Origin of the sequence: Achromobacter sp. PD1 (assembly GCF_048541815.1) — a bacterium.
Lineage (GTDB): Bacteria > Pseudomonadota > Gammaproteobacteria > Burkholderiales > Burkholderiaceae_B > Achromobacter > Achromobacter bronchisepticus_A.
Window position 1 is genome coordinate 3,313,720 of record NZ_CP183349.1, and the last position, 14,636, is coordinate 3,328,355.

The 14,636-nt window shown below is 67.0% G+C and carries 13 protein-coding genes; 3 read left to right on the forward strand and 10 right to left on the reverse strand.

Annotated features, from left to right (window positions below; translation table 11 throughout):
• Position 1: 1 nt before the first annotated feature.
• The 5 genes from ACM1PE_RS15670 to ACM1PE_RS15690 are packed head-to-tail and all read right to left on the reverse strand — an operon-like array spanning position 2 to position 4,839.
• Positions 2–1,270, reverse strand: coding sequence for an aromatic ring-hydroxylating dioxygenase subunit alpha (locus ACM1PE_RS15670; RefSeq protein WP_059373465.1), 1,269 nt, complete (start codon positions 1,268–1,270; stop codon positions 2–4).
• Between the two features lie 22 nt (positions 1,271–1,292).
• A complete protein-coding gene (locus ACM1PE_RS15675) occupies positions 1,293–1,784 on the reverse strand; it encodes an aromatic-ring-hydroxylating dioxygenase subunit beta (RefSeq protein WP_054456184.1) in 492 nt (163 codons plus the stop codon).
• Positions 1,785–1,819: 35 nt separating this feature from the next.
• Positions 1,820–2,920 (reverse strand): cupin domain-containing protein, encoded by a 1,101-nt coding sequence (locus ACM1PE_RS15680; RefSeq protein WP_059373468.1) that lies wholly within the window; start codon positions 2,918–2,920, stop codon positions 1,820–1,822.
• Positions 2,921–2,978: 58 nt separating this feature from the next.
• Entirely contained in the window at positions 2,979–3,977 is a 999-nt protein-coding gene (locus tag ACM1PE_RS15685) for an ornithine cyclodeaminase family protein (RefSeq protein ID WP_118932669.1), read from the reverse strand.
• Positions 3,970–4,839, reverse strand: a complete 870-nt coding sequence (locus ACM1PE_RS15690) for a fumarylacetoacetate hydrolase family protein (RefSeq protein ID WP_419343754.1) — start codon at positions 4,837–4,839, stop codon at positions 3,970–3,972. The genes ACM1PE_RS15685 and ACM1PE_RS15690 overlap by 8 nt, the downstream gene beginning before the upstream one ends.
• Before the next feature lie 216 nt (positions 4,840–5,055).
• Here ACM1PE_RS15690 and ACM1PE_RS15695 point away from each other — a divergent pair, with 216 nt between their 5' ends.
• From ACM1PE_RS15695 to ACM1PE_RS15705, 3 genes are all read left to right on the forward strand, one after another.
• Complete coding sequence (locus tag ACM1PE_RS15695) at positions 5,056–5,787, forward strand: GntR family transcriptional regulator (protein ID WP_054456177.1); 732 nt, start codon at positions 5,056–5,058, stop codon at positions 5,785–5,787.
• Between the two features lie 14 nt (positions 5,788–5,801).
• Positions 5,802–6,620 carry a hydroxyethylthiazole kinase gene (thiM, locus tag ACM1PE_RS15700; protein WP_059373473.1) on the forward strand — a complete coding sequence of 273 codons (819 nt, stop codon included), beginning with the start codon at positions 5,802–5,804 and terminating at the stop codon, positions 6,618–6,620.
• 97 nt (positions 6,621–6,717) lie between these two features.
• Entirely contained in the window at positions 6,718–8,829 is a 2,112-nt protein-coding gene (locus ACM1PE_RS15705) for a 5'-nucleotidase C-terminal domain-containing protein (protein ID WP_419343755.1), read from the forward strand.
• Here the strand turns inward: ACM1PE_RS15705 and ACM1PE_RS15710 are convergent.
• Genes ACM1PE_RS15710 through ACM1PE_RS15730 form a run of 5 tightly spaced genes read right to left on the reverse strand, consistent with a single transcriptional unit; the run spans position 8,826 to position 14,603 of the window.
• A complete protein-coding gene (locus tag ACM1PE_RS15710; protein ID WP_059373478.1) occupies positions 8,826–9,590 on the reverse strand; it encodes an ABC transporter ATP-binding protein in 765 nt (254 codons plus the stop codon). The two genes, ACM1PE_RS15705 and ACM1PE_RS15710, sit on opposite strands and share 4 nt — an antisense overlap.
• Positions 9,587–10,573: an iron chelate uptake ABC transporter family permease subunit gene (locus tag ACM1PE_RS15715; RefSeq protein ID WP_419343756.1), complete on the reverse strand. Its 987-nt coding sequence runs from the start codon at positions 10,571–10,573 to the stop codon at positions 9,587–9,589. The genes ACM1PE_RS15710 and ACM1PE_RS15715 overlap by 4 nt, the downstream gene beginning before the upstream one ends.
• Complete coding sequence (locus tag ACM1PE_RS15720) at positions 10,566–11,558, reverse strand: ABC transporter permease (protein WP_118932671.1); 993 nt, start codon at positions 11,556–11,558, stop codon at positions 10,566–10,568. The genes ACM1PE_RS15715 and ACM1PE_RS15720 overlap by 8 nt, the downstream gene beginning before the upstream one ends.
• A 33-nt stretch (positions 11,559–11,591) precedes the next feature.
• Positions 11,592–12,542, reverse strand: coding sequence for a siderophore ABC transporter substrate-binding protein (locus ACM1PE_RS15725; RefSeq protein ID WP_419343757.1), 951 nt, complete (start codon positions 12,540–12,542; stop codon positions 11,592–11,594).
• Positions 12,543–12,584: 42 nt separating this feature from the next.
• The gene (locus ACM1PE_RS15730; protein WP_419343758.1) at positions 12,585–14,603 is read right to left on the reverse strand and encodes a ligand-gated channel protein; all 2,019 of its coding nucleotides are present in this window, start codon (positions 14,601–14,603) and stop codon (positions 12,585–12,587) included.
• Between the last annotated feature and the right edge of the window lie 33 nt (positions 14,604–14,636).

Genomic DNA, 14,636 nt, shown 5'->3' on the forward strand with positions numbered 1-14,636 from the left:
CTCACAGCCCCATCGCCTTGCGGTAGTAGTCGTAGAAGGAGCGGATCAGCACCTCGGTCACCATGTAGTCGGCGGGCTCGGTGTCGCGGCCGCCCATCTCGATGATGCCGCGCTCTTCCGGATAGCCGGTGACGCCGATCTGCACCTGGTTCAGCATTTCGCTGTCGTCCATCGACACGAAGCCGGCCGGACCCAGCAGGTTGGCGTGCTTCAGGCGCAGGCGGGTCATTTCTTCGTCGTCGTCCTCGTAGCCGTAGTAGGTGAACACCAGTTCGTGCTCGGTCGGGCTGCGCGGGATGACGTGGCGGGTCTTGAGCGAGTTGGCCTGGATGCCGAACTGCGCGGCCGGGAACACCCACGCGCCGCCAACGCGGCCGCGGTTGAACTCGGCGCGCGGCGTCACGGTTTCCAGGTCCAGCAGCTCCAGGTCGTCACGGAAACGGCTCATTTCCGTGGTGGCCTCGGTCTTCTTCTTGCCCTCGTTGTGCGACACCATCACGCTGTGCGCGCCGCCGCCCGTGGGGATGCACTCGGACTTGGAGTCCGCGCGCCACAGGCCGAAGGTGATGTAGAAGGTGTGCAGCAGCGTGGCGTGGTACGGATCCTTCAGGTTTTCCAGGTACATCTTCCAGTTGCTGGGGATCAGCTGGCGGCTGTAACCCAGCAGCTTGAGCGGCTTGCCCGGCAGCATGTGGTCGATTTCCGCCAGCACTTCAGGACCGCAGTAGTCCTCGAAGCTGGGAGCGTCCTCGGCGAAGGTGGCCCAGATCGAGCCGCCGCGGTTCACGCTGCGCAGCTTGCGGATGCCGTTCTGCTTGGGATCGAAGTCGCGCGGCATGCCACCCTTGCCCATGGCGCCGCGGCGAAACGGCACGCCTTGCAGATTGCCGTTCAGGTCATAGTTCCACTGGTGGTAGGGGCAGGTGAAGTCCTCCACCTTGCCGGTGTTGTGCCAGCAGATCTGCGCGCCGCGGTGCGCGCAGCGGTTCTCCAGAACGTTGATCTCGCCTTCCGCGTTGCGGACCATGACCACGGGGCGGTCGCCGATCCAGTTGCGCTTGTAGCAGCCAACTTCAGGCACTTCGCATTCCAGGCCCACGTAGTTCCAGGTCTTGCCGCCGAAGAACACGTCCATCTCCTTCTTGAAGATGGCGGGATCGGTGTAGACCCAGTTGGGGATGCGCGTATAGCCTTCCTTGGGCCAACGGCGCTCGATGTGGATGGGAGCCGCCGCCGGAGCCTCTGGCGCGGTCGAGTGGGTACAGGTCATGATGGGTATCCTCGGGGCGGATTCAGATGGGAACGATGAGCGAAGTGCGCACGCGGTAGTTGTCGTACACGCAGTCGCGGCGGCTGAACGCCAGGCCCTCGGGCGTCACGCGCACCACGTCCAGATAGCGGCCCACCATGTTCAAGGTGGGCTCGCGGTCGGACAGCGACTCCATCACCGCAAAGTTGGCCTGCGCCACGATGTGGTCGCCCTGCACTTCCAGCACGCGCACGCCGCTGATGAAGTGGCGCAGCGAACGCGGCTCGAACATGGTGGTTTCGCGCAAGGCCGTGACGCGGTCGCGCACCATGTTCTTGTTCATGCAATAGATCAGGCCCAGGGGCAGGCCGGCGTCATGGTTCTCGCGCGACAGCACCCGGTAATGGCAGTCCTCGGTGAAGAAGGCGGGCCAGTCCTCCAGCCGGTCTTCGTCCAGGCAGTAGGCGTAATCGTCATAGAAGTCCCGCAGGCGCGCGCGCAGCGACGGGGTATCGGAAAGCTCGGTCATAGTCATTGCGGATCCAGGTATCGGTTCTAGGAAATCGCGTCCTATCGGGCCGCGGCCAGTTGCGCGCGGTTGCTCTCGAAGCCGCTCTGGCTGCCCAGCGCCAGGATGGGTTCCTGCATGCGCTCCTGCCAGATCAGCGACTCCATGGCTATCTGCAGCGGATGGTCCTGCACCGTCAGCGCGGAGGTGGTTTCCGTGCCCGAGTGATGCGAGTGCATGGCCCAGCCTGGCGCCGACAGGATCAGGTCGCCCGCCTTCCAGTCCAGCCGCGTGCCGTTGACCTTGCTGTAGCCGTTGCCGCGCAGGTAATAGTTGATGGCCGACGAGCTGTGGCGGTGCGGCACGTGGTGGTTGTCGGGCGGCGACGAGGAAATGGTGGCGAAGAAGCTGTGCGTGGTGCCGATGCGGCGTTCGGTCGCCGGGTTGTACAGCACGAACAGGCGGCGGCCGTTGTAGCCGCGCGCCATGTCCTCGACGCTGGGCAGCTGGCGCGACACCGCCGACCAGGGCCAGTGCAAGGCCTTGGATTCCAGCACGTCGATGTCGATCAGCCACTCGTAGCCCAGCAGCCAGGCGCCCTCGGGCGTGATCTGCTCGCGCAGCGCCAGGTCGCGCGAACGGGCCGCGTCGGGCGCGCGCGGCGGCACCGGCTTGGTATTGGCGTCGGCCGGCGGCACGCTGCCCTCGAACTCCTCGACGTAGTGGATCTCCAGCTTTTCCAGGAGCGGCGCGTTGGAGTACGACAGGCGTACCCACGGCGTCTTGCCTTCGTTACGGTAGGAATGCACCTGCATGGCGGGGGTGTTCCAGACGTCCCAGTGCCCCACGCGGATGTCGCGCCCGGCCACCGTGGCCACGCCCTCGCCGCTGATACAGATCTCCAGCATGTTGGAGTTCTTGCGCAGGTTGAAGGTGCTTTCACCCGGATTGACCACGTTGATGGTGACGTCCGTTCCCGGGGCCAGGCCCAGGCCCGGCGCCGTGGCTTCCGGGTGCACGATGAGGGAGGCGCGGCGGCCGTTGTCCGGCCGGGGCGCGTCGGTCAGGCGCGCGATCTCAAGATCGATGTCCTCTTTGGGGATGACGATGGACTGCCATTTGTTTTGTTCCCGCGGACTGGCGCCGCTGATATCGACGAACATGTATGTCTCCTCTTGCCGCCGGCGCCCCGCGCCGGCTGTGCGGTTATGCGAATTCGGTTCAGGGCTGCGCCAGCAGCAGGTTCTCGCGGGTCTGGGGCGGCAGCGCCACGCCCAGGCCATGGTCGCGGGCATGCTCGTACACCACGCGCGCCATCGCCAGGTCGGACAGGCCCATGCCCATGCCCTTGAAGATCGTCAACCGCGCGCCTTGCGGACGGCCCTCTCCCGCGGCGAGCAGGTCGCTCAGCACGGTCACGCCCTGCCATGGCGCACCGTCTGCGCCAAAGCGCTCGCGCAGTTCACGCGAACCGCGGCGGGCGTTTTCCAGGTCGTCCACCACCACGCGGTCGGCGCGTTCGAACACGTCCTGCGCGAACTCGGCCTTGGCCGGCAGGATCGCGCCCACGGCGTTCAGGTGCCTGCAGTCGGCCAGCATGGCCGCGTCCACGAAAGGCTCGACGGCGCGCGTGATCAGGGTGACGATCTCGGCGCCGGCCAGCGCCTGTTCCAGGCTGGCCGCTTCCTCGACCTCGAATCGATACTTGCCTTGCACGCTGGCGACAAAGGCGCGGCGCTTTTCCGGCGTGGGGCTGTAGACGCGCACGCGGCGCAAGTCGCGCACGGCGGCCAGCGCGGCCAATTGGGTGACGGCCTGCGGGCCGGTGCCGATCAGCGCGGCGCAGGCGGCGTCAGCCGGCGCCAGCGCGCGCGTGGCGACCCCGCTGATCGCGGCGGTGCGCAGCATGCCCAGCGCGCGCGCCTCGATCACGGCGCGCAGAAATCCCGACTCGGCGTCGAACAGGCTGAACAGCGAGCCTCCGCCGCTCTTGGTATGGACCCAGGTCTTGAAACCCGCATAGCCGCCCGCGCCGGTCTGCACGGAGCCCAAGGCATGCATCGAGCTGCCGTCGCCCCAGGTCGCCAGCGCCTTGGGCAGGTTGCGGGCCTGCTCGCGCCCTTGCGCGACCAGCATGGCATGCAGGGCTTCGATCGCCTTGGGGATATCCAGAACCGAGACCACGTCCCGTTCCGTCAGGTACCGCAGCGCATCAGACATGCGCGTCTCCTTGTTCGTCGGCGGCGGGCTCGTCCGCCACCGTGTTGATCAGTGTTCCGAGGCCGGGAATCTCGACTTCCAGCGTGTCGCCGGCGCTCATGAAGCGCGGAGGCTTGCGGCTGGAGCCCACGCCTTCGGGCGTGCCGGTGGCGATCACGTCGCCCGGCGACAGGCGGGTGAAGCTGCTGATGTAGGCGATCAGCTCAGGGATGGGGAAGATCAGGTCGGACACCTGGCCGTGCTGCATGACCTCGCCGTTGAGGCGGGAAATGACTTCCAGGCCAGCCGGGTCGCCGATCTCGTCGGCCGTGACCAGCCAGGGACCCAGCGCGCCGCTGCGCTCGAAGTTCTTGCCCGGCGTCACCTGCGCGTTGTGCTTCTGGAAATCGCGCACGGAGTTCTCGGCCATGCAGGTGTAGCCGGCCACGTGCGCCAGGGCGTCCCTGGCGGCGATATGGCGTCCGCCCCGGCCGATCACCACGGCCAGTTCGGCCTCGTAATCGAAACGATCGGAGGCTTGCGGCTTCCACACCGCCTCCCCGTGGCCGACGAAGCTGTCCGCAAAGCGCGCGAACAGCGAGGGGTGCGCGGGCAGTTCGCGCCCGGCCTCGGCCACATGGCGGCCGTAGTTCAGGCCCACGCAGAGAATCTTGCGCGGCGCCACGACCGGCGGCAGCAGACGCAGCCCGGCCAAGGGCATACAGGCCTGGCCAGCCGTCTCCGCGGCGCGCGCGATCTGTTCCACCCCTGCCTCCAGTGCCGCGACCATGTCGGGCCAGACCTGGGTCAGCGCCACGACCTCGGCGCCGCGCACCACGCCCCAGGCGCTGCGGCCTGCCTGAACGAAGCTGACGAGCTTCATGTTGTCTCCTGTACTTGCGGCGGCTTATGGCATGCATCGACGGATTTCTTTGCATGCATTTATCGCTTCAACCGCACTTGAATCGCTGTTTTTCCGAATTATTGCATGCAATTTTGATAAATCGCAAGGCAAGATCGTTTTTTTTATTGACTATTGCATGCAATTTTGACGGTACACTGAAAGCCCTCACAGACCGAAACCAGCCTCCCCCTCTCTATGGCCGCACAAATCGATAAAGTCATTTCCGAACTCCGGGACATGGTGCTTTCTGGCGTTCTGCAGCCGGGGGAACGCGTGGTCGAGTTGCAGTTTTCGGCGCGCCTGGGCGTATCGCGTACCCCGTTGCGCATTGCGCTGACCGAGCTTGAAAAAGAGGGCCTGCTGGAACGGCTGCCTTCACGCGGCTTCCGGGTACGGGCCTTTACGGTGGACGAAATCGGCGACGCGGTGGACGTGCGCGGCGTGCTCGAAGGCATGGCGGCCCGCCTGCTGGCCGAGCGCGGCGCCTCGCAGGACGTGCTGGACCGCTTGTCGCAGGCAGTGGACGAAGGACGCGCCCTGCTGGCCCCGGCCCGCCGCGATCCCAACACCACGGTAGATGCGCGCGCCTGGGGGCAGATCAACCGGCGCTTTCACGAGATCCTGTGCGAAGCCGCGGGCAACCGCGCGCTCTTGTCGGCGCTGGAACACAACAACAAGACGCCGCTGGCCGGCCCGGCCGCGCTGACCCTGCCATCCACGCCCTCGCTGCTGGAAACGCCGTTCGTGCTGCGCGCGCAAGCGGACCACGAAGACCTGCTGCGCGCCATTACGCGGCGCGAGGCCGTGCGTGCCGAGAACCTGATGCGCGAGCACGCCTATCGCAGCCGCGAAAACAAGCGCGTACTGCTGGAATCGCTGCGCGGCGCCCTGCCCGCGCAGCCCGGGCTGTCGGACGTCAGCGCATAAACAGGATCCACGGCATGCAATCCATTCCCGACCTTTCCGCCCAGGCGCTGATCTCGCGCGACCTGGTGGCCGCCCTGCGCCGCGATGCGCCGCTGGTGCAGTGCCTGACCAATTTCGTATCCATGAACACCGCCGCCAACGTGCTGCTGGCCATGGGCGCTTCGCCCGCCATGGTGCATGCGCAGGAAGAAGCGCCCGAGTTCGCGCGCGTCTGCGGCGCGGTCGTGATCAACATAGGCACCCTGTCCTCGCCCTGGCTGGACAGCATGCTGCTGACCGCCGCGTCGGCCAACGAAGCCGGCATACCCTGGGTGCTCGATCCGGTGGCGCACCACGCCACCGCTTTCCGCCGCGACGCGGTGCGCCGCCTGCTGGACCTGCGGCCCGCCATCATCCGCGGCAATGCCTCGGAGATCATCGCGCTGGCCGGCGGCCAAAGCGCGAGCAAGGGCGTGGACGCGCGCGACGCGGTCTCGCAGGCGGAGCATTCCGCGCATGCCATCGCCGCCAGCCGTGCGACAGTGGTGGCGGTGACCGGCGAGACCGACTACGTCACGGACGGCGCGCGCGCCGTCCGCATAACGGGCGGTTCGCCCCTGATGCCGCGCGTCACCGCCACGGGCTGCGCGCTGACGGCGCTGGTTGGCGCCTGCGCCGCGGTGTCGCGCAACGATCCGTTTTCCGCGGCGGTCGCCGCCCTGTCGTGTTTCGCCATCGCGGGCCAGCGCGCCGGCGAGCTGGCGCAAGGCCCCGGATCGTTTGCGTGGCGCTTCCTGGACGCGCTTGCGGCGTTGGAAACGGGCGACCTCATCGAAGAATCTCCGCTGCGCTAGACGCGGCACGACTGCCCCGCCCCGTGGCGCGACCGTGTCACGGCCGGGTCACACGCTATGCGCAGAATTCCTTTCCTTCAAACCCGGAGGAAAGACGGTGAAGCCGAACCTAGGAAAGCTCTTTGCGTTGTCCGCCAGCGCCGCGTTGCTGGCAAGCCTGGCCGCTTGCGGCGGCGACAATGACGACGACACGCCCGACACCCCGCCGCAGGCCGGCGTGCCCGCAGGCTCCACCCTGGACGTGGCCATCCTGGGCACCACCGACCTGCATGCCAACGTGCTGGGCTACGACTACTACAAGCTGGCCGAGGACAAGAGCTACGGCGTGGACCGCACGGCCACGTTGATCGCCAATGCGCGCAAGCAGAATGCCAACACGCTGCTGTTCGACAACGGCGACACCATCCAGGGCACCGCCCTGTCCGACTACCAGGCGCTGGTCAAGCCGGTGCAATGCAGCGACATGCTGGCGATCTACAAGCAGATGAAACTGCTGGCCTATGATGCGGCCACGCTGGGCAACCATGAGTTCAACTACGGCCTGCCGTTCCTGTCGCAGATCACCGACACGAATTTCGGGCTGGCTGGCATCGGCAAGGGCACGGCGCAGACCAACCCCGCCGGGGCCAAGGACTGCGCGGCGCCGGGCTTTCCCTTCGTGTCCGCCAACGTGGTGTCGGCCGCCAGCAAGCAGCCCATCTTCAAGCCCTGGGTCCTGCTGAACAAGACCTTCAAAGCCACCGATCCCAACGGCAAGCAGATCGAGGTCGCGCTGAAGGTCGGCGTGATCGGCTTTGCGTCCCCGCCCATCCTGCAATGGGACAAAGCCAATCTGGAAGGCCACGTGGAAGTCGCGGGCTGGAAGGAATCGGCGCAACGCTATGTACCCGAAATGCGCGCGGCGGGCGCCGATCTGGTGGTGGCGCTGGCGCACGGCGGCATCGACATGCTCAGCGCCTACAGCCCGGCCATGGAAAACGGCGCGGGCTACCTGAGCCAGGTGCCTGGCATCGACGCGCTGATCACCGGTCACCAGCACCTGCTGTTCCCCGACACCAATGCCAAGTCGCAATTCGCGGGGCAGCCCGGGATAGATCTGGAGAAAGGCCTGATCAACGGCGTACCGACGGTGCAGGCCGGCCAGTGGGGCAACAACCTCGGCCAGATCACGCTGAAGCTTGCCTATGACAAAGGCTGGCAGGTGCAGAAGGACGCCACGCGCGTGCAACGCATCTCCACGCGCCTGACCGCGCAGAACGGCGCCACGCCCGCGACCTACGTCGAACCCGACGCCGCCGCGCAGCAGCTGGTGCAGGCTGAACACGCCGCCACCATCGCCTATGTCAAAACGCCCATCGGCCAGAGCCGCTTCGACATGGCGACCTATTACGCGCTGGCGGGCGACGTGTCGGCGCTGCAAATCGTCAACATGGCGCAGATCGACTATCTGACGGACTACATCGCCAAGAACAAACCCTCGTATGCCGCCCTGCCCATCCTGTCGGCGGCCGCGCCCTTCAAGGGCGGACGCAACGGTCCGGGCGACTTCACCTACGTGAAGCAGGGCAACATCGCCATCAACAACGCCGCCGATCTTTACCTGTACCCCAACACCTTGCAAGTGGTGCGGGTCAGCGGCGACATCGTGCGCCAATGGCTGGAGAAGACCGCCGAGCAGTTCAAGCAGATCGACCCGGGCCAGGTCGCGCCGCAGGATCTGGTCGACACGGGTTTTCCGACCTTCAACTTCGACGTGCTCTATGCCGCAGGCAATGCCCTGCGGTACGAAATCGACGTCACCCGGCCCAAGGGTACACGCATCACGCAGCTGACTTACCAGGGCGCGCCGCTCGATCCCGCTGCGCAATTCCTGGTGGTCACGAACAACTACCGCGCCAGCGGCGGCGGCGACTTCCCCGGCCTGGCCGGCGGCAAGGGCGACATCGTGCTGCAAGCCCCGGACGCCAGCCGCGACGTGCTGATCAGCTACATCCGCAAGCACCCGGACCTGGATCTGGCCACCTATGGCCTGGACCGCAGCTGGCGCTTCGCGCGAGTGGGCGTCCTGGCCGGCCCGGTGGTGTTTTCGTCGGTGCCGGGCACCCTGGCCATGGCCGCCGCGCATGGCGTGGACAACGTCACGGTGCATGACGCCACGCCTGACCCGGTGACCCAGCTGTCGCGCTACGCGGTGGATCTCAGCCGCTAAGGCTGGCGGTAATAGACGCAGATGCGCCGGCCGCCGATCTTGTGCACCTCGATCGGCAGCTCGTACAGTTCGCTCAGGACCTCCGGCCGGACCAGTTCGGCCGGAGTCCCAAGATGCGCGATGCGCCCTGCCCGCATCGCCACGATGCGGTCCGCGTAGGTGGACGCGAAATTGATGTCGTGCAGCACCAGCACCACCGTCTTGCCCAGCTCGTCCGCTGCACGCCGCAGCGTGCCCATCATGGCGACGGCATGCTTCATGTCCAGGCTGTTCAGCGGTTCGTCCAGCAGGACGTAGCGCGTGTCCTGGCACAGCACCATCGCCACGAAGGCGCGCTGGCGCTGCCCGCCCGACATCTCGTCCAGGTAGCGGTCGGCCAGCGGCTCCAGGTTCAGGTAGGCGATGGCGCGGTCGATGTGGTCCTTGTCTTCCAGCGTCAGGCGGCCGCCCGTGTGCGGATAACGGCCGAACGCGACCAGATCCCTGGCCGTCAACCGCAGCGGCAGGTGATTGTCCTGCCGCAGGATGGCCAGGCGGCGCGCCAGTTCGCGGCTGTCGGCCCGGGTCACGTCCAGCCCCTCGACCAGCACCCGGCCCGCCGACATGGGAAGCAGACGGCTGACCATGGACAGCAGCGTGGACTTGCCTGCGCCGTTGGGGCCGATGATCGCCGTGACGCCGCCCGCCGGCAGCGACAGGCTGACGTCGTCGACCACCACGCTGTCGCCGTATTGCTTGCTGACTTGCTGGATCTCTATCATCGGCGCCCCCTGCGCAGGATCAGGGCAAGGAACATCAACCCGCCCAGGAATTCGATCACCACGCTGACGGTGGTATTCAGGCCCAGCACGCGTTCCAGCAGCGTCTGGCCGCCTACCAGGAAGATCACGCTCAGCAGCACGGCCGCCGGGACGGTGTGGCGATGCCGGTCGGACCCCATGGCCTGATAGGCCTGGTTGCTGACCAGCAGGCCGAAGAACGTCACCGGCCCCACCAGCGCGGTGGATACCGACACCAGCACCGCAATGGCGGCCAGCGTCAGCATCAGCGTGCGGCGATAGTCCACGCCCAGGTTCACCGCGATGTCGCGGCCCAGCGCCAGCACGTCGTAGCGCCGCCGCATGCGCCACACCAGCAGCGACGCGGCGCACACCGCGGCCAGCGCGATCGGCAGCAGACCCACGCGCACGGTGTTGAAGCTGGCGAACATGCGGTCCTGCAACACCAGGAATTCATTGGGGTCGATCAGCCGCACCACGAAGTTGGACAGGCTGCGAAACAACAGGCCGAAAATGATGCCCACCAGCATCATCAGGTGCAGGCTGCGCACCGCGTCCGAGAACAGCCAACGGAACAGCAGGCAGGCGAACGCGGTCATGGCGCCCACCTCCAGCAGGAAGGCGGCCACCGGATGGCTGGCGGCCGCGGCCGCCTGGCCGAAGCCGAACACCACCACGGCCTGGATCAGCAGGTACAGGGCGTCAAAGCCCATGATGGCGGGCGTCAGGATGCGATTGTGGGTGATCGTCTGGAACAGCACCGACGACACCGCCACCGCATAGGCCACCAGCAGCATCGCCGCCAGCTTGGCGCCGCGGAACGGGATCACGAAGGACCACTGGCCGTTGGCGCCCAGCGTCATGAAGGCGATGGCGCAGGCCAGCGCAATGGCGCCCAGCAGCCACAGGCGCCAGGCCTGCGGCGCCCGGGCCGGCGCCGGGACGGAGACTGCAAGCTCAGCCAAGCCGGTTCCTCCGCGCGCGCAACAGCCACAGGAACAGGATGCTGCCCAGCACGCCGACCACCGTGCCGATGGGAATCTCGTAGGGATGGATCACCAGCCTGCCGATGACATCGCAGGCCAGCACGAACACGCCGCCCAGCACCGCCACCCAGGGGATGGCGCGGCGCATGTTGTCGCCCAGCACCAGGCTGACGGCATTGGGCACGATCAGGCCCAGAAAGGGAATGCCGCCGGCCGTCACCACCACCACGGCCGAAATCGCCGACACGATCAGCAGTCCGGCCAGCGTCAGCCGCGCATGGTTCAAGCCCAGGTTGGCGGCGAACTCGCGGCCCATGCCGGCCACGGTGTAACGATCGGCCGCCGCGTAAGCCGCGCAGGCCAGGCCGAAGCCGATCCAGAGCAATTCATAGCGCCCCCGCAGCACGCCGGAAAAATCGCCCGTGGTCCAGGCGTGCAGCGACTGCAGCAGGTCGTAGCGATAGGCGACGAAGGTGGTGGCCGCGTGGATCACGCCGCCCAGGATCAGGCCGATCAACGGCACGATGAAGGGCGTGCGCAGCGGCACGCGCTTGAGCAGCGCCAGAAACAGCAAGGTGCCCGCCAGCGCGAAGCCCGTGGCCGTCAACATCTTGCCGATCACGGGCGTGTCCGGCGCCAGCAGCGTGACCACGAGTATGCCCAGGGTGGCGGACTCCACGGTGCCGGCCGTGGTGGGTTCGACGTAGCGGTTGCGCACCAGCATCTGCATGATGAGTCCGGCCACCGCCAGCGACATGCCGGCCAGCAGCAAGGCCAGCGTGCGGGGGATGCGGCTGACCATCAGCAGGCGCCAGGCACGCTCGGCCTCGTCACCAGTGCCCCACAGCGCGGCCAGGCTGAGCTGGCCCGCCCCCAGGCTGACGCTGGCTGCGCACAGGGCCAGCAGCAAGCCTACCGCCACCGCCAGCCCGCCCCAACCGCCTATCGACTGCCGCCAACTCACCCGCGATTACTCCCGCCGCTCATGCATCAGGCTTTACTTGCCCGCGGCCAGCGCGGCCGCGATCTCGTCCACGTTCTGCTGCATCGCGGTCAGGCCCGCGCTGCCCAGCAGATACCAGTTGTAGCCGTTCAGGTAGACCACGCGCCTGTTCTTCCAGGCCTTGGTCGGGCGCACCAGCTCGTTGTCCAGCATGCGCTGGGCCGACACGCCCTCACGGCCGATGGCGGCATCGCGGTCGATCACGAACAGCCAGTCGGGATCGGTCTGGGCGATGAACTCGAACGAGATCGCCTGGCCGTGGTTCGACACGCTCAGCCCCGTCGTCGCCGGCTTGATGCCGAAGGCGTCGTGGATCACGCCGAAGCGCGAACCCGGACCGTAGGCGCTCATCTTGCCGCCGGTGGTCAGCACGATCAGCGCGGTACCGGCGTTGGCCGCCTTGCCATTCAGGTCCGCGATCGAGGCGCGCAGGGCGTCGAGCTTGGTCTTGGCGACATCCTGCTTGCCGTAGATGGCGGCCAGCGTTTCGGTGTTGCGCGCGACGCTGCCCACCAGGTCCCGAGCATTGACCGTCAGGTCCACGGTGGGCGCCAGCTTGGCGAGGTCGTCGTACTTGGGCGCCGAGCGGCCCGCCACGAAAATGAGTTGCGGCGCGGCGGCGTGGATCACCTCGTAGTTGGGCTCGAACATCGAACCCACCTTCAGGTAGCGCTCATCGGCATACTGGCTTAGCTGCGGCGGCCACTTGGCGACCGTCGGTACGCCCGTCGCGTCCACGCCCAGCGCATGCAGCGTGTCCAGCACGGCCAGGTCCATCACCACCGTCTTCGCCGGATTGGCCGGCACGGCGGTTTCGCCGCGAGCATGCTTCACCGGCAGCGTCGCCTGCGCCGCGCATACCGCCGTGGCGGCGCCCAGGACCAGCGCGGCCCCGGCCTGAACCGCCCAACGCCGGACGCGGCCTGCTTGCGTTTGCTTATTCATGCGTACCTCTTCATGTTGCGGGCGCCAGGCGCCCTTTCAAACTCAGAACTTGACGCCCACGCCCAGCCAGTAGCGGCGGCCGTCCTCGACGTAGCCGTAGTCGTCGTACGTGACCTGCTTGTCGAACAGGTTGTAGATGCCGGCGTACACCGCCACCGTCTTGTTCACCTGGTACGAACCGCCCAGGTCCACGAAGGTGTAGGAAGGCGCGACCACCGACGAGGACGACGGACCGGTGATGGGCTGGCTTTCCTTGCCGCGGTAGTTCAGCCGCGCCCAGGCCTGCAGCGCATCCGAGGCCTGCCAGTTCACCGTGGTGGTGAACAGGTGCTTGGGCAGCTGATTGAGCGGCTGGCCCTTGTACTGGCCGGACTTCTGCTCCGACTTGGTGAACGTGTAGCTGCTGGTCAGGGACCAGTCGCGCGACAGCGGCAGCTTCAGGTTGGCTTCCACGCCGCGGGAATTGGCCTTGTCCACGTTCATGTAGGTGGTCGGATCCGAGCCGAACTGGTTCGGGCCGTCCGTGCACTGGGTCGCGGGGCAGGCGACGCGGGTGATCTTGTCCTTGAAGTCGTTGTTGAAGACGGTCAGGCCGGCGTTGAAGCCTTCGCCGTCGTCATACAGGATGCCGATTTCCTCGGTTACCGACTTCTCCGGCGTCAGGTCCGGATTGCCGTACATATTGCCGCCGCGGCTGACCTGGCCCCAGCCCGCCACCGTCTGGCGCAGGTCGGGCGCGCGAAAGCCCGTGGACACGCCGCCCTTCAGGGTCCAGCGGTCGGCCATGTGCCAGACGCCGTACAGGCGCGGGCTGAAATGCGTGCCGAAGTTCTCGTCTTCGTCCATGCGCAGGCCGGTGGTGACGGCGAAGGTCTCGGTCAGGCGCCATTCGTCTTCGGCGAACAAGGCCCACTGGTAGCGGTCCACCTTGCTGGGGCCGTTGGCCAGCTGGTTGCCGGTCTGGTCGTTCAGGCGCTGGCTCAGGTAGCTGCCGCCCAGGGTCAGCATGTGCGAACCCAGCGGCAGCGTCCAGCTCGTCTGGATGTCCAGGTTCTTGATCTTCATCTGGCGCGAGCGGTTGTCGAACTCTTCCTGCTGCACGTAGCTGTCCGACACGCCCCAGCCCCAGCGTCCGGTATGCGACAGCGCCCACTTGTTGCTGCGGTAGTCGGTATCGGACGAAGCCGGGCAGCCATTGCGTCCGCAAGCCTGGCCGGGCGGCAGCGGCTCGACCGTCTTGCCCAGCGTTTCGTGCAGCTTCTGGCGCATGGTGGTCGCTTCCAGCACGATGTCGTGGTCGCGGTTGGGCGTCAGCGCCAGCTTGGCCGTGACGCTTTCCGAGTTGCGCTTGCGGAAGCCGTCGGCGATGTCGTCTTCGTCGCGCTGCGTGGCCTGGCCGTAGATCTGCAGGCCCAGCAGGTCCGTCTTGATCGGGCCGGACAGGTAGAAGTTGCCCTGGTAGATGTCGCCCGACTTGTTGCTTTCCTGGATGGTGCTGTCCAGGCGGATCTCGCCGCCCCACTCCGAGGGCACCTTGCGCGTGATGATGTTGATCACCCCGCCCATGGCGTCCGAGCCGTACAGCGATGACATGGGGCCGCGCACCACCTCGATGCGCTCGATGGCGGAAAGCGGCGGCGTCCAGCCGCCTTCGACGCCCGTTGAATCCGAGTTGGTGCGGGTTTCGCGCGAATTCTGGCGCTTGCCGTCGATCAGGATCAGCGTGTACTTAGGGCCCATGCCGCGCAGGCTGATGTCCTGGCGATCGCCGCCGCCCGTCACGATCACGCCCGGCACGTCCACCAGCGCGTCGTTGATGTCGCGGTAGAACTTCTTGTCCAGGTCCTCGCGGGTGATCACGCTGATCGATGCCGGCGCGTCCTGGATCTGCTGTTCATAGCCCGAGGCCGTCACCACCACGGTGTCCAGGGTCTTGGCAGTGTCGGCGCTCTGCGCCCAGGCGGGCTGCGCCACGCCGAAACCCGCTGCGCACAGGGCCGCCGCCAACTGCGTGCGCGAACCCGGGCCGCGCCGGCCGGCGACCAATTCTTTGCTGCTCATGATTCCAGTTTCTCCCGTCCCAGGCCCGCGCCC

Excerpts from the sequence above, each read along its gene's own strand:
- ACM1PE_RS15685 (WP_118932669.1), bottom strand. The coding sequence starts at position 3,977 with ATGTCTGATGCGCTGCGGTACCTGACGGAACGGGACGTGGTCTCGGTT.
- ACM1PE_RS15725 (WP_419343757.1), bottom strand. The coding sequence starts at position 12,542 with ATGAATAAGCAAACGCAAGCAGGCCGCGTCCGGCGTTGGGCGGTTCAG.
- ACM1PE_RS15730 (WP_419343758.1), bottom strand. The coding sequence starts at position 14,603 with ATGAGCAGCAAAGAATTGGTCGCCGGCCGGCGCGGCCCGGGTTCGCGC.
- ACM1PE_RS15695 (WP_054456177.1), top strand. The coding sequence starts at position 5,056 with ATGGCCGCACAAATCGATAAAGTCATTTCCGAACTCCGGGACATGGTG.
- ACM1PE_RS15690 (WP_419343754.1), bottom strand. The coding sequence starts at position 4,839 with ATGAAGCTCGTCAGCTTCGTTCAGGCAGGCCGCAGCGCCTGGGGCGTG.
- thiM (WP_059373473.1), top strand. The coding sequence starts at position 5,802 with ATGCAATCCATTCCCGACCTTTCCGCCCAGGCGCTGATCTCGCGCGAC.
- ACM1PE_RS15680 (WP_059373468.1), bottom strand. The coding sequence starts at position 2,920 with ATGTTCGTCGATATCAGCGGCGCCAGTCCGCGGGAACAAAACAAATGG.
- ACM1PE_RS15675 (WP_054456184.1), bottom strand. The coding sequence starts at position 1,784 with ATGACTATGACCGAGCTTTCCGATACCCCGTCGCTGCGCGCGCGCCTG.
- ACM1PE_RS15710 (WP_059373478.1), bottom strand. The coding sequence starts at position 9,590 with ATGATAGAGATCCAGCAAGTCAGCAAGCAATACGGCGACAGCGTGGTG.
- ACM1PE_RS15670 (WP_059373465.1), bottom strand. The coding sequence starts at position 1,270 with ATGACCTGTACCCACTCGACCGCGCCAGAGGCTCCGGCGGCGGCTCCC.